The sequence below is a fragment of the Mesorhizobium sp. BAC0120 genome (genome assembly GCF_033542235.1).
GTDB lineage: Bacteria > Pseudomonadota > Alphaproteobacteria > Rhizobiales > Rhizobiaceae > JAWRCU01.
The window spans coordinates 233789-247776 of the sequence record NZ_JAWRCU010000009.1 but is presented as its reverse complement, the minus strand read 5'-3'; the positions used below and the strand labels follow the sequence as shown (position 1 = coordinate 247776).

The 13988-nt window shown below is 60.4% G+C and carries 10 protein-coding genes; 8 read left to right on the top strand and 2 right to left on the bottom strand.

Annotated elements, in window-relative coordinates:
• Position 1: 1 nt before the first annotated feature.
• From SAZ10_RS20925 to SAZ10_RS20890, 8 genes are all read left to right on the top strand, one after another.
• Complete coding sequence (locus SAZ10_RS20925) at positions 2-2257, top strand: xanthine dehydrogenase family protein molybdopterin-binding subunit (protein WP_318611298.1); 2256 nt, start codon at positions 2-4, stop codon at positions 2255-2257.
• Positions 2258-2265: 8 nt separating this feature from the next.
• A complete protein-coding gene (locus SAZ10_RS20920) occupies positions 2266-2511 on the top strand; it encodes a MoaD/ThiS family protein (RefSeq protein WP_318611297.1) in 246 nt (81 codons plus the stop codon).
• Positions 2512-3135: 624 nt separating this feature from the next.
• The gene (locus tag SAZ10_RS20915) at positions 3136-4293 is read left to right on the top strand and encodes an ABC transporter substrate-binding protein (protein WP_318611296.1); all 1158 of its coding nucleotides are present in this window, start codon (positions 3136-3138) and stop codon (positions 4291-4293) included.
• 76 nt (positions 4294-4369) lie between these two features.
• Positions 4370-5269: a sugar ABC transporter permease gene (locus SAZ10_RS20910; RefSeq protein ID WP_318611295.1), complete on the top strand. Its 900-nt coding sequence runs from the start codon at positions 4370-4372 to the stop codon at positions 5267-5269.
• On the top strand, positions 5266-6186 hold the full coding sequence (locus SAZ10_RS20905; RefSeq protein ID WP_318611294.1) for a carbohydrate ABC transporter permease: 921 nt from the start codon (positions 5266-5268) through the stop codon (positions 6184-6186). The genes SAZ10_RS20910 and SAZ10_RS20905 overlap by 4 nt, the downstream gene beginning before the upstream one ends.
• A gap of 7 nt (positions 6187-6193) precedes the next feature.
• Entirely contained in the window at positions 6194-7339 is a 1146-nt protein-coding gene (locus SAZ10_RS20900; protein ID WP_318611293.1) for an ABC transporter ATP-binding protein, read from the top strand.
• Positions 7340-7571: 232 nt separating this feature from the next.
• Positions 7572-8750, top strand: coding sequence for a DegT/DnrJ/EryC1/StrS family aminotransferase (locus SAZ10_RS20895; RefSeq protein WP_318611292.1), 1179 nt, complete (start codon positions 7572-7574; stop codon positions 8748-8750).
• Between the two features lie 76 nt (positions 8751-8826).
• Positions 8827-9987 (top strand): ROK family transcriptional regulator, encoded by a 1161-nt coding sequence (locus tag SAZ10_RS20890; RefSeq protein ID WP_318611291.1) that lies wholly within the window; start codon positions 8827-8829, stop codon positions 9985-9987.
• Positions 9988-10124: 137 nt separating this feature from the next.
• Here the strand turns inward: SAZ10_RS20890 and SAZ10_RS20885 are convergent, their stop codons facing one another.
• Together SAZ10_RS20885 and SAZ10_RS20880 are read right to left on the bottom strand one after the other, a co-directional pair.
• Positions 10125-12506, bottom strand: coding sequence for a DNA translocase FtsK (locus tag SAZ10_RS20885; protein WP_318611290.1), 2382 nt, complete (start codon positions 12504-12506; stop codon positions 10125-10127).
• 319 nt (positions 12507-12825) lie between these two features.
• Complete coding sequence (locus SAZ10_RS20880) at positions 12826-13935, bottom strand: AI-2E family transporter (RefSeq protein ID WP_318611289.1); 1110 nt, start codon at positions 13933-13935, stop codon at positions 12826-12828.
• Positions 13936-13988: the final 53 nt, after the last annotated feature.

Here is a 13988-nt window from a genome sequence, read left to right as displayed (position 1 = left end):
TATGGGTTTCGATCCGCGCTACTCGGCACGAAATCTTACATCCGTCGGCACACGACCCATCCGGCCGGACGGGGTCGACAAGGTAACGGGCCGTGCGCGCTACGGGGCGGACTTCAACATGGCCGGCCAGTTGATCGGGCGAATTCTCCGAAGCCCCCACGCGCACGCTAAGATCAGGAAAATCGACACATCGAGGGCCGAGAAGCTGAACGGCGTGAAGGCGGTGATCACCGCGGCCGACTTGCCCGACCTCACCGACGGCGATTCCGCCATGTACGACATCCTCGACAACTGCATGGCGCGCACCAAGGCGCTTTATGACGGCCATGCAGTGGCCGCGGTCGCTGCAGTCGACGCCCGCACGGCGAGGAAGGCTCTGAAGCTCATCGAGGTGGACTATGAGGTGTTGCCTCATGTCACCGATGTCGACGAGGCGATGAAGCCGACGGCGCCCCTTCTGCACGATAACGTGTTCACTGAGGGCGTCGATCCCAAGCCCGCCAAGCCATCAAATGTCGCCAAGCGAAGCCAGTTCGGCCATGGCGACATCGAGGAGGGCTTCAGGCAAGCCGATGCGATCATCGAGCGCTCATTCAAAACCGAGCAGACGCACCAAGGATATATCGAGCCGCATGCGTGTGTGGCGAGTGTCAATTCAGACGGTACCGGAGAGCTTTGGGTCTGCACCCAGGGCCATTTCGTGTACCGCCAGCACTGTGCGCAGCTGCTTGGAATGGATGTCTCCAAACTGCGCGTCACCTCGTCGGAGATAGGCGGCGGTTTTGGCGGCAAGACCCATGTCTGGGCCGAGCCGGTCGCACTGGCGCTGTCGCGCAAGGCTGGCAGGCCGGTCAAGCTCGTCATGTCGCGCGAAGAGGTGTTCCGCGCCTCGGGACCGACCAGCGCGACCTCGATCGACGTCAAGATCGGCGCCCGAAAAGACGGGACAATCACCGCTGCCTCGGCGACCTTGCGCTATTCCTGCGGCCCCTACTTTGGCACGTGGGCGGAGATGGGCGCCATGACCGCGTTTGCCTGCTACAAACTAGATAACGTCAAGACCGTCGGCTACGAAGTGCTCGTCAATCGGCCGAAGACTGCGGCCTATCGCGCGCCGTCAGCACCGATGGCGGCCTTTGCCGTGGAAAGCGCGATCGACGAGCTGGCGAAGAAGGTCGGAGTAGACCCTGTCGAGTTCCGGATCAGGAACGCCGCGAGGGAAGGCACGAGATCTTCATACGGCCCGGTGTACGGCCCGATCGGCATCGGCCCAACGCTCGAGGCGGCCAAGAACCATCCGCACATGAAGGCCCCCGTCGGTAAGAACCAGGGCCGGGGCATGGCTTGCGGCTTCTGGTTCAACTTCGGGGGTCAGACCTGCGCAGACCTCAACATCGGCATCGACGGAACGGTCTCGCTTGCCGTCGGCACCATAGACGTAGGCGGCTCGCGTGCCTCGCTGTCGCTGGTGGCGGCGGAGGAACTCGGCATCCCCTATGAGCAGGTCAAGGCGGTCGTCGCAGATACCGCCAGCCTCGGCTACAACGACATGACAGACGGAAGTCGCGGCACCTTCTCTTCCTCGATGGCGACGATCTCTGCCGCGCGTAACGCCATCCAGGTCATGCGCCAACGCGCTGCACAGATGTGGGATATTCCCGTCGACGACGTGGCCTGGGAACAGGGCCATGCCATTGCCAAGGGCGAGAAATACGGCAATCTTCCGCCCCTCTCGCTCAAGGAGATCGCAGCTGCCGCGGGTAAAACCGGCGGGCCGATCGCCGGCCACAGCGAGCTCGTCGCCGACGGAGCCGGCGTGTCCTTTGCCACGCATATCTGCGATATCGAAGTCGATCCGGATACCGGCGCCACAAGGGTCTTGCGCTACACCGTCGTCCAGGACGCTGGAAAGGCGGTGCACCCGACCTATGTGGAGGGCCAGTACCAGGGCGGCGCCGCGCAAGGCATCGGCTGGGCTCTCAACGAGGAGTATATCTACGGCAAAGACGGGCGGCTTCAGAACCCCGGCTTTCTGGACTACCGCATCCCGGTCTGCTCGGACCTGCCGATGATCGACACGCAGATTCTCGAAATCCCCAATCCCAACCATCCTTACGGGGTGCGCGGCGTGGGCGAGACATCGATCGTGCCGCCGCTCGCGGCGATCGCCAATGCGGTATCGAACGCCGTGGGCGTGCGGATGACGCATATCCCGATGTCACCGCCACGCATCCTGGCGGCGCTCGAGGCGGAATAAGCAGGGTCATGGTCGAAGTGACGCTCTGGGGGGCGCTTGGCGCGGCCGCCGGAGGCAGGAACAAGGTCGACATCGATGCGAAGGACATCCGCGAGCTCTTCAAAAAGCTCGCGGAGCAGTATCCGGCCCTGGAGCCCCACATCAAACGTGGGATCGCTGTCGCGATCGACGGCGAGATCTATCGCGACACCTGGTCGAAGGAATTGCCAGAAGGCGCCGAGATTTTCCTGCTGCCGCGTCTCGTTGGGGGATAGATAGACAACCGGCGCCAAGGCCTGCGGGTTGCAACACGGGCCAGCTGCTAGACGACGCGCCGCGGTGGCCATCTTCACCCGGGCGACGGATCGGGTCAGGAATGACTCCGATCTCGACCCCATTCGAACCCACCCGCGGTACAGGGATCTGCTGAAACTGACCGAGTAGCGATTGTCCGGCCGGTGATGGCTCGAGCCAGCTGAATAGAATTCTGCCGTGCTTCAGTCGCTGCTTCGGACCGCCCGGACCTCCTCTTTGCATGTTTCGGCGCAAAGCCGGTCAAGCACGCAGGACAAGCGAGCGGATCAGCCTACCGGCGTTGACGGGTAAATAAAAATCAATATGATCTTAATTACTGAGCTGGCATCGAAGTGCCGCAGTGTTAGCGGCTATCTCGCTATGCTTCCGGAGGTCAAACGGGTCCGAATCTTGTCGACTGCGGCGTCTGGGTAATCGGACGCGCAACCAGGGCTCAAGCAGCTCAGCTCCATCCATAGAAACGAAGGGGAAACAGAGTGGTCAGGAGATTTAGAGTTGCGTCTTTGATGGGCGTTGCGCTGGCAATCGGATCAGCGGGGGCGAGTTGTCCGTCCTACGCAGCCGAAGACGGGTCAAAGATTGAGGTGATACACTGGTTCACCTCCAAGAGCGAAGCCGCGGGCATCAAGGCATTGGCCGATGCCGTGGCAAAGCGTGGCGTCACGTGGGTCGACACGGCCATCGCGGGTGGCGACGCGGCAAAGGCTGCGGCGATCAACCGGACGCAGGCAGGCGATCCACCCGGCGCCCTTCAGCTCAACACTGGTAAAGAGCTCGACGATATCTACGCCAACGGGCTCATCCGCAATGTGGATGATGTTGCAGCGGAGGGACATTGGAAGGACGTGCTCCCGTCGGCACTCTACAACGCCATTGTGCGCGACGGGCACGTTGTAGCGATTCCAATCAACAATTATGCCCAGAACCGCCTCTTCTATTCGAAAGCCGTGCTTGCGGAGGCCGGTATCACGGAGCCTCCAAAGACATGGGATGAGATGTTCTCAGCTCTCGATAAGCTCAAGACGAAGGGCTTCATTCCGCTGGCACTCGGTGCACAGCCCTGGCAGGAGCGAGTACTTTTCAACGCCGTCTTGGTCGGGGTGGCAGGCAAGGAGCTCTTCGCGAAGATATGGCATGACAATGATCCGGACGCGATCAAGTCCGACGAATTTCGCAAATCGGTCGAAATATTCGGCAGGCTCAGGGGCTATGTCGACCCCGCGTCCGCCAACCGTGAGTGGAACCAGACTACCCTGCTGCTGGCCCAGAAGAAGGCTGGATTCCAATTCATGGGCGATTGGGCGAAGGGTGAGCTCGTCGCAGCCGGACAGCGCCCCGGAGTTGATTTTGGCGGCGTCTTCGGGCCGGATCAGCCAATTTTCATCTTTGGCGGCGACGTATTCGTGCTTCCGGTCTCGAACAACGAGACGTTGAAGAAAGCGCAGGATGTCTTCGCGGGTGCAGTGTTCGAGAAAGAAGCGCAGACGAAGGCCAGCCTTGAGTGGGGCTCTATACCAGCCCGTACAGACGTCGACTTGAGCAATTTCGATGCGATTGCCGGAGATGGGGTGGAGTCGATGCGGGATCCCACACGGAACAGCCCGGATCCGAATGTTTTGGCGACAAGCGACAACGTGTCGTCGCTGTCGGATCTGATCGCCGAATATTGGGCCACAAGTTCGATGGATGTGCAGACATTCGTTGATCGCTGGTCGGAGACGGCCGAACTCGCTCGCCAATAGCGAGCAAGCGAGGGTTCACCGCGCGGAGCCTCGGCCAACGAGGCCTGCGCGCGGTGCGGCGACGAGGATGGCCAATATGCTTGACCGGGCAATAACCCGAACGACGCCATACATTGCGATGCTGCCTGCATATGCGGCCGCGTTTGTTGGCTATCTCGGGTCGATAGGCTGGATGATCTATATCTCCTTCACAGCGTCGAAGTCGCTGCCGAAATACGAGCTCGTCGGGACCTATCAATATGAGCGCCTGTTCCAGACAACCCGCTGGCTGATTTCTCTCGAAAACATGTTTCTGATCGCCGTCGGCGTCATCGCACTGACCCTGGCGCTCGGCACGCTGCTCGCCATCGCCCTTGACCAGCACGTCTCAGGCGAAAGTGTCTTCAGGACGATCTTTCTCTATCCCTATGCCATGTCGCTGGTTGTAACGGGCATCGCGTGGCAATGGCTCCTCAATCCGCAACACGGATTGGCCGCGATATTGGAAGGGATCGGTCTCGACTTTTTCGACAGCAACATTCTCAACAGGCCGGATCTTGCCCTCTGGGCCATCGTCATCGCCTGCGTCTGGCAAGGTGCCGGGCTCACAGTCGTCATTATTCTGTCTGCCCTCCGGTCGGTAGACAACGACCTCTGGCGTATCGCGAAAGTCGAAGGAATTCCCGCCTGGCGGATGTACGTCTCAGTCGTGCTGCCGATGTTGCGACCGGCATTTTATACAGCCTCGTTCCTCATGCTGCTTGGCGTCGTGTCCCTTTACGAGCTGGTGCTGGCGCTGACCGGCGGCGGACCCGGCATCTCCACCGAGGTCCCCACCAAGTTCATCATGGATTATCTCTTCCAGCGGGGGAACATCGGCCTCGCGGCCGCGGCCTGCGTGACGCTGCTGGCCATTATTGCTGTTTGCGGGCTGGTGTTCCTGATGTTGCGCAATCGCGTCGCTCTCAACCGCGGTCTGGACCGCTCTGCATCGTGACCACTGACGACACCGCCGAGCTTGCAGGTGCGAGCATCGCAGCCCACACGAAGAGCACTCGCCTCCGCCGTCGCGCGGTCGCGAAAGCCATCACATACGCCTTCCTGACACTCTGGGCTGCGGCCTTCCTGCTGCCGCTCTACGTAATGCTCGTAACGTCATTCAAGAGCATGGATGAGATCCGCGGCGGCTCGATGCTCGCTCTGCCTCAAGTCTTCGATCCGTCCCCTTGGGTGATCGCGTGGTCGAGCGCGTGCACCGGAATCGAGTGCGGGGGCGTTCGCGTCGGCTTCTGGAATTCGGTGGTCACTGTCGTGCCAGCGGTTGCCGGCACCCTCGCGCTCGGCCTCGTTTCTGGCTACGGCTTTGCTCTATCGCGGCTCGCGCTGAGGAAGGTTGTCTTCATCGCCCTCATGTTCGGCACCTTCCTTCCGTGGCAATTCTTCGTCTTTCCCCTTGGTCGTATCTACTCGGCGGTCGGGATTTACGGATCATTATGGGCAATCTGGATCACTCACATCTTTTTCTGTATGCCGATCACTGCGCTATTATTTAAGAATTACTTTGAGTCGTTGCCGGCTGAGATTATCAAGGCCGCGCGCGTGGATGGGGCCGGCTTTCTGCAACTGCTCTGGTATGTGCTACTGCCCATGTCCGGCCCGATTGCCGCAGTCGCCGCCATCCTGAACGTCACGCTGATCTGGAACAACTTTTTGGTCGGGCTTGTGTTCGGCGGCAGGGAATGGTTCCCGATGACGGTCCAGCTCAATAACATTGTAAACAGCCAGCTCGGCGAAAAAGCGTACAACGTCAACATGGCCGCAACTATACTTACAGCTGCCGTGCCGTTGGCGATATACTTCTTTTCGGGGCGATGGTTTATCCGCGGTATTTCCGCCGGCGCTGTGAAGGGGTGATCGGGCAATGAATGTCATCCAGCACAAACTCGCACAGTGGCCTGGCGAGACAAGCGTCTCGGTCCGCAATCTCACCGTCTCCTATGGAAGCCACGTCGCACTGGACCGCCTGTCGATTGATGTCGCTCGCGGGCTGTTTCTGGTCCTTTTAGGCCCTTCGGGATGCGGCAAGTCGACCCTCCTCAACGCAATTGCCGGATTGATAGATGCGCACGCCGGCGAGATCTGGATATCCGGCCGCGATGTCACCTACGCCGAGCCCAAAGACCGCGGCATTGGCATGGTGTTTCAGTCCTATGCCTTGTACCCGCGGATGACCGTTGCTCAGAACATGGGGTTCGGCCTCAAGATATCTGGCATGCCCAAACCTGAAGTGGCTCGACGCGTGCGGCAGGCGGCTGAGTTGCTCCGCCTGGAGAAGCTTCTGTCTCGACTGCCAGCGGAACTCTCGGGGGGCCAGCGACAGCGTGTGGCCATAGGACGAGCGCTTGTCCGCCATGTCGATGTCTTTCTCTTCGACGAACCGCTGTCCAACCTGGATGCGCAGTTGCGGGCCGACCTCCGGCTAGAGATCAAGCGGCTGCATCTGGCGCTCGGAAATACCATGATCTACGTGACCCACGACCAGGTTGAGGCGATGACGCTCGCCGACAAGATAGCCATCATGAAGGATGGCGTCATTCAACAGACGGGCTCGCCAACAGAGGTCTATAACCGGCCGGTCAACCGCTTCGTCGCGAGCTTTCTGGGATCTCCATCAATGTCCTTCCTCGCCGGCCGGCTGACCTCGTGGGAGGGTCGGCTCGCCGCCCGTCTCGGGAATTGCTTGCTTCCACTCGACGGCTACAGCTTCGGTCGCTCCGACGCACGTGGTGATATCGAGGTCACGGTCGGCATAAGGCCGGAGCATGTCCGGCTGGGCGAGTTCATGCCCGCGGTCTGTCGCGATGCCGGCATGGCCCCGTTAAGGGGCGAGGTGACCTTGGTCGAGCCGATGGGTGCGGAAACGATCATCTGGACCGAGCTTGGCGGACAGCCCTTGGCGATCAGAGCGTCCGCAGACGCCACTTTGCGCGTGGGGGATCAAATCGAGTTCGCTCCGGACGTTCGCCGCGTCTCGCTCTTCGATGCGACTTCGGGAGAGAGGTTGTGATTGGGGAACCGCGCCCATGGCCGTCCTTGCGGATGTCACCGATAGAAAGGGTTCGTCCGTGCCAGGCGCAAATCATTTTCGCAGCCTCATGGCGATCCGTGAGACGTGACCGAAGTGTGGGATAGGAGCCGCTTGGAATTCAAAGGGGTTTGCCCAGCAGCTTTGGCGATCACGCAAGCAGGGCATAGACGAAAAGCCGAATGATATTAGTATTCAAGAAAGGAGTTGCGGGGTGTTCATCGCAGATCAGGAAGAAATCGACGCTCTTGCGCGGGTTATTCATAGCAAATCCCTATTCCGCTATGGAATTGGAAAGGAGTGTGAGCGTTTCGAGCAGCGCTATGCTCGTCACCTGGGGGTGAGCCATTTCGCCCTGGCGGCGAGCGGCAGCAATGCCCTGGCAGCCGCCCTCACCGCTTTGGGGCTGGGTCCCGGCGACGAAGTCCTCATTCCGGCCCACACATATATGGCGACGGCGACATCGGTTCTCTCTGTCGGTGCAATCCCTGTAATCGTCGATATCGACGAGAGTCTGACGATCGATCCGGCCGCGGTCGACGCAGCCGTCGGCCCGTGCACAAAGGCGGTGATCCCGGTGCACATGTGGGGCGCAGCTTGCGACATGGGTTCGATCATGGCTGTCGCCGAACGTCATGGTTTGCTCGTCATCGAAGATGCCTGCCAAGGCGTCGGCGGGAGTTATGATGGCCGCAAGTTCGGCAGCATCGGGCAGGCCGGAGTTTTCAGTTTCAACTACTACAAAAACATGACGAGCGGTGAAGGCGGTGGCGTTGCCACGAGCGACGAGCGTGTGGCCGAACGCGTCCGCTGCGCCATCGATCCCTGCAACTACTATTGGCGGGGACACAGTGACGTGCTGCCGTTTTCTTCAAATGGTGCGCGGGCGTCGGAGCTTATGGGAGCCATGCTCAACGTCCAGCTGGACCGCCTTGAAGGTATGATCGAGGCGATGCGGACAGAGCGGCGGATCATATTGGAAGCGCTGAATTCCCTGCATAACCTCGGTCTGCGCCCTACCCGGGCCAACAGCTTCGATCATGACTGCGCTACTCAGGTCATGTTCACCTTGCCAAGCGCCACAGCCGCCGAGAAGTTCGTCGAGCATTACCCCGCCGTTATTGCTGCAAAGACGGGACGTCACACTTATACCGAGTGGGACCAAATCCTGCAGGGCCAGGGAGCCGCCCATCCTGCGATGAATCCCTATCTTATGGATGCTAACGCTCCCTGCCGGAAGACCTACTCGAAAGAAATGTGTGCTCGCTCGTTGGAAATTCTAGGACGCACTATCATGATCCCCATGCACCCGCTACATACTAAAGAGGTGATCCAGGACATGGTCGAGCGAATCGAGACAGCAGCACAAAAGTCTTTGGCGGATACACACTGACAATGATCTTGTGCAAGAACTCGCAGACCGCATTTTGCTCCTTCGATCTTGATGGCGCGCAGCTTCGCAGTCATTCATGGCCGCTATGACAAGCTCCAGGCCGCTGACTAGTCGTCAATCCACCATTCTATCGATCGTCCAAGCTAACCGCCGGATCACACGCAAGGAAATCGCGCGCGCCCTTGATCTACCGCTGCCGACGGTGACGCGTATCGTGTCTGACCTTCGGGATGAACGGTATCTCCTCGAAGATGAAAGCGAATCGAGGCCCGAGCCGGGGCGACCGAATAGCATTGTTCAGGTGAATCCTGACGTCGGATACGCAATTGGTGTCGATCTGCGAAAACACTCATGGAGCTGGGCCTTGAGCAACGCCAAGTTGCAGTTGGTTCACCGCTCAAACTCGATCGAGTGCCGAAATGCTGTATCGGCTGAATCGGTGCGATCAATCATCGCAAGTCTCATGGATGATGTTATAAATATTGGACTGCAGTGGAGGAATATTTCCACCATCGTCTTCGCAGTTCATGCGATCGTCGCGACCAACGGCGATATCTTTCTCGGATACGAAGACGACAGATGTGCGTTCAATGTCGACAGCGTTGCGTCCGAAGCGAGTGGCAAGCGCTGCGCAAGTAACGACCCCGCTCGGATGTATGTGGTCGTCGAGCGCGACGAAGCGATCGATCGACCGGATTCGGCTTATGTTCTCTATGGCCAGCGAGGTCATGGGATGGGGATCATCGTCTCCGGCGAGATCCTTAGATCGTTTAACGGGATCTGTGGCGAAATCGGACATATAGCGACCTGGACCGACGATGGTCGGCGACAGACGATCGCCGATCGCACAAACGGCAATCTGATCGTCAATGAGGCCATGGGCTCGGATTGGGGAAAGGCCTTGGCCCAGTCCAAACGTGCGCAGCTAACGCTGGCAGATATCTGCAACGCGGCAAGGGGTGGTAACTCGCACGCGACGGCACTCCTTTGCGAGCATGCCGCACGGCTTGCGCCAGCGCTCGCCGCGACAGTGAGCTTGCTGGGATCCGAAACCCTGGTGCTGGGCGGCGAATGGATCGACTCTGGCGAAACTGTTCGACGTCAGCTCTTAGCCGAGATTCGCCGCAACCTCGCGGGCGCGCTTTCGGAGCGCTTGGCGGTGCGCTATGGCCGCCACGGGCCTGATAGTATTGCAAGCGGCGGAGCTCTCTATGGCGCACGGCTCATCTGGGAGTAGTGTCTGCTCTGACTAAGGGCAGCAGCCGCCGATTGGAAATCCTGCAAAGTCGAGCTCGTCGCAACGTCGCGGGCAACATGCAATCACCTTCGTGAGCCAACAAGGCAAGCGTCGGCGGCAGCGGCGATAAACCGTCATCAATCGGCCCCGCGGTCTGCCTTCCCCATGAGGATCTCGCGCTTGCCGACATGGTTCGCCGCACCGACGAAGCCTTCCTTTTCCATGCGCTCGACCAATGAGGCGGCACGGTTGTAACCGACGCCCAGGCGGCGCTGGATATAGGAGGTCGAGCACTTCTTGTCGCGCATCACCACCTTCACGGCTTCCTCGAATAGCCCGTCGTCATCCTCGGAGGCGATGGCGCCCTTGTCGAAGACCGCGCCCTCATCGACTTCCTCCTCCTCGTCGTCCTCGTCGGCGGTGACCGTCTCCAGATATTCGGGACGACCCTGCGTCTTGAGGTGCGCCACGACCTGCTCGACCTCGTCGTCGGAAACGAAGGGGCCATGCACCCGAGCGACGCGGCCGCCGCCGGCCATGTGCAGCATGTCGCCCTGGCCCAGAAGCTGCTCCGCGCCCTGCTCGCCGAGAATGGTGCGGCTGTCGATCTTCGACGTCACCTGGAAGGAGATGCGAGTCGGAAAATTGGCCTTGATGGTGCCGGTGATGACGTCGACGGACGGGCGCTGCGTCGCCATGATGAGGTGGATGCCTGCAGCGCGCGCCATCTGGGCGAGGCGCTGGATGGCGCCTTCGATCTCCTTGCCGGCGACCATCATCAGATCGGCCATCTCGTCGACGATCACGACGATGTAAGGCATCGGCGCGAGGTCGATTTCCCTGTCCTCGAAGGTCGGCTCGCCGGTGCCCTTCTCGAAGCCGGTCTGCACCTGCATGACCACGATCTCGCCCTTGTCGCGGGCGGCGGTCGCGCGCTGGTTGTAGCCGTCGATGTTGCGCACGCCGAGCTTCGCCATCTTGCGATAGCGGTCCTCCATCTCGCGCACCGCCCATTTCAGCGCCGTCACCGCCTTCTTCGGGTCGGTGACGACCGGGGTGAGCAAGTGAGGGATGCCGTCATAGACTGACAGTTCCAACATCTTGGGGTCGACCATGATGAGGCGGCATTCCTCCGGCTTCAGCCGATAGAGCAGCGACAGGATCATGGTATTGATGGCGACCGACTTGCCTGAACCGGTGGTGCCTGCGACCAGCAGATGCGGCATCTTGGCAAGTTCGGCGATGACCGGCTCGCCGCCGATGGTCTTGCCGAGGCAAAGGGCCAGCCTGGCGCTGCTCTTGCGGAAGTCCTGCGATTCGATCAGCTCGCGGAAATAGACGGTCTCACGTGTCTCATTGGGCAGTTCGATGCCGATGACGTTGCGGCCCGGCACAACGGCAACGCGTGCCGAGATGGCCGACATGGAGCGGGCGATGTCCTCGGCGAGGTTGATGACCCGCGAGGACTTCACGCCCGGGGCCGGCTCGAACTCGTAGAGGGTGACGACGGGGCCGGGGCGTACATGGATGATCTCGCCCTTGACGCCGAAGTCCTCCAGAACGCTTTCGAGAAGATCGGCATTCTGCTCCAGCCGCTCCTGCGACATGTAGTAGCCCTGCCCCTCGGGTGCTTCCTGGAGTAGCTCCTCGGACGGGAACTCGTAAGCCTCGCCGGATGAAACCTGCGTCACGCGACCGGCCATCGGCAGTGACGGCGCCCGCGGGGCCGGCATGGTGATCTCGACCGAACGCGTGGGCTGGTTGGCAACGGCCTCCTGGCGGCTTTCCTCGACCTTGACCTCGTCTTCAACGACGAGAGGGTCAACCGCAGCGACCACCACCGGCTCGGCCTCCTGCGGCTGCGCGTAGAAAGCCTTGTCGGTCACCGCACATTCGACAACGCGATAGAGCGTAGTGATGTCGGCGTTCTGAAGCGCTGAAGCGGCGATACGCGCCTTGGCCACGGGCTCGGCACGGACGAGCGGCGTCAAGGCTGTTGCCGGAGCGGACGCCGCCGGCACATCGACAAGGTTTTCGGCCGCGAATTCGAAGAAGGCGTGATCTGAAATATTTGCCCAGCGCCGATCCGCCACGACATGAGTTTCGGCGGGCGCTGCCTCGCGCGCCGACGCGGGCGCCGACTGCCTCTGGACGGTCTTGATGGGTTCGACGCAGCGTTCGGCCGCAGCCGCCTGCCGCGCCGCAGAGCGTGGCGTTTCGGCAAATGCGGGTTTGTCAACGACAGTGGCAGGTGCGGATCTGGCAACGGTCACCACAGGAGCCGCGGCGGCAGCTGCAATATCGACAGCTTGGCTAGCAGGCGTGTCGAGATCCGCGTCATCGTCGCGCGGCTTACCGATCTCCCGGTCCGGCGTGCGGGTAAAGCGCACATTGGGGGCGAGAAAGAAGTAGTTCTGAAAGGTCGGGCGGTCGCCTTCCGAATCGCCGGAATTGGCGGAAACGTCGGCATGATTTTTCGGCTGGACGTGAGATGCACCGGCACGTTGCACGTTGCCCATACGGTGCGCCTGCGGGCTCTCATCCTCCGAAACAATCCCCGAAAAATTGGCCCGTGGAAGACGCTTGGATGACATACTCAAGGCTCACTTGATTCACTGCTCCCCCAGGCAAATAGGAAGCGATGGTTAACAGGTTCTTCCAGATTCGATCGCATGCGACGAATATGGACAGCCAAGCGCGGTCACTCTTGCCATGGTCCGAGAGATACGCCACGTTCCGTGTGCCAGGGAGCTTTTGGGTTGGTGGGAAGGCCTGAGAACTTCGACCAGCTTGGGCGGTACGCCTTGGAGCATATCGGGTCGATTGCCGGCCTTTTCATCATTCCGGGCCAGGCGCGTCTGAAACCTGGCGACCCGAGCTTGCCAGAGACTGCCGCCTCGCGAATCGCAGGATCACGCCCAACGATGCCGCGACAGGTATCGCCAGCAACACGCCGGTTAAGCCGAACAGCCATCCAAAGGCGAACAGCGCAAACATCATCCAGACCGGGTGGAGTTTGACGCGACGACCGATGACGCGCGGCGACAGCACATAGTCGGCAAGCATTTCTCCGACGATGAAGGTGCCCCCCACAACAGCGACAGGCATCCAATTCGGCCAGAACTGGACAATCGCAACGCACACCGACACGAAAAAGCCGGTGGCGGCGCCGAGGTAGGGAATAAAACTGATGAGGCCTGCGGTGATGCCGATCAAAACCGCATGGTTGAGCCCAATCACCTTCAGGGCTGTCACATATAGCACGGCCAGAACGAGACAAATAACGATCTGCCCGCGGACAAAGCCGGCGACCGTTTCGTGGATTTCGCGCCCAAGCGCCCGGATATCGTTGCGGTACGCCGCGGGAAACCAGTCGTCGACCGTCGCAATCATCCGTTGCCAGTCAATTGCGAGATAGATGGCGATGATCGGCGTGACGACGAGCAGCGAAAGGAGGGAAATCAAGGCCAGTCCGCTCGACCATAGCGACCGAAGGAAGCCATCAAGCCAGGTGCTGCTCATCGTCCTCGCGAGATCGGCGGAGGATTGCTCGATATGAAACTCGTCGCCGATCACACTGTGCAGCCAGGGGCGGCTTGCTTCGGTAACGAGTGACTGGAGCCGTGTGACGTAACTGGGAAATTCCTCGAGAAAAAATCTGAGCTCACCAATGAGGGCTGGGAGCATCACCAATAGGAAGGCGACAAAGCCCCCAACCAGCGGCAAGAAGACGGCAAGAGCCGCAAAGGAACGACTAATCCCGAACCGCTCCAAGCTGTCGACAGCCGGAACGAAGAGATAGGCGAGCAACGCACCAGCGACAAACGGCATCAGGATCTGGTGCACCAGCACCAGCGTCACCAAAGCGATCGAAGAGACCGCAATCCAGAACGCGGCTGGTCGCGCGATTCTCATCGACTTTCTCCGCACATTCGGTTTCTCGCTCAATTGCGCGCTTTGTCCCCTCGCCCAGCGCCCTGAAACATAAGATGGGTTAGCCC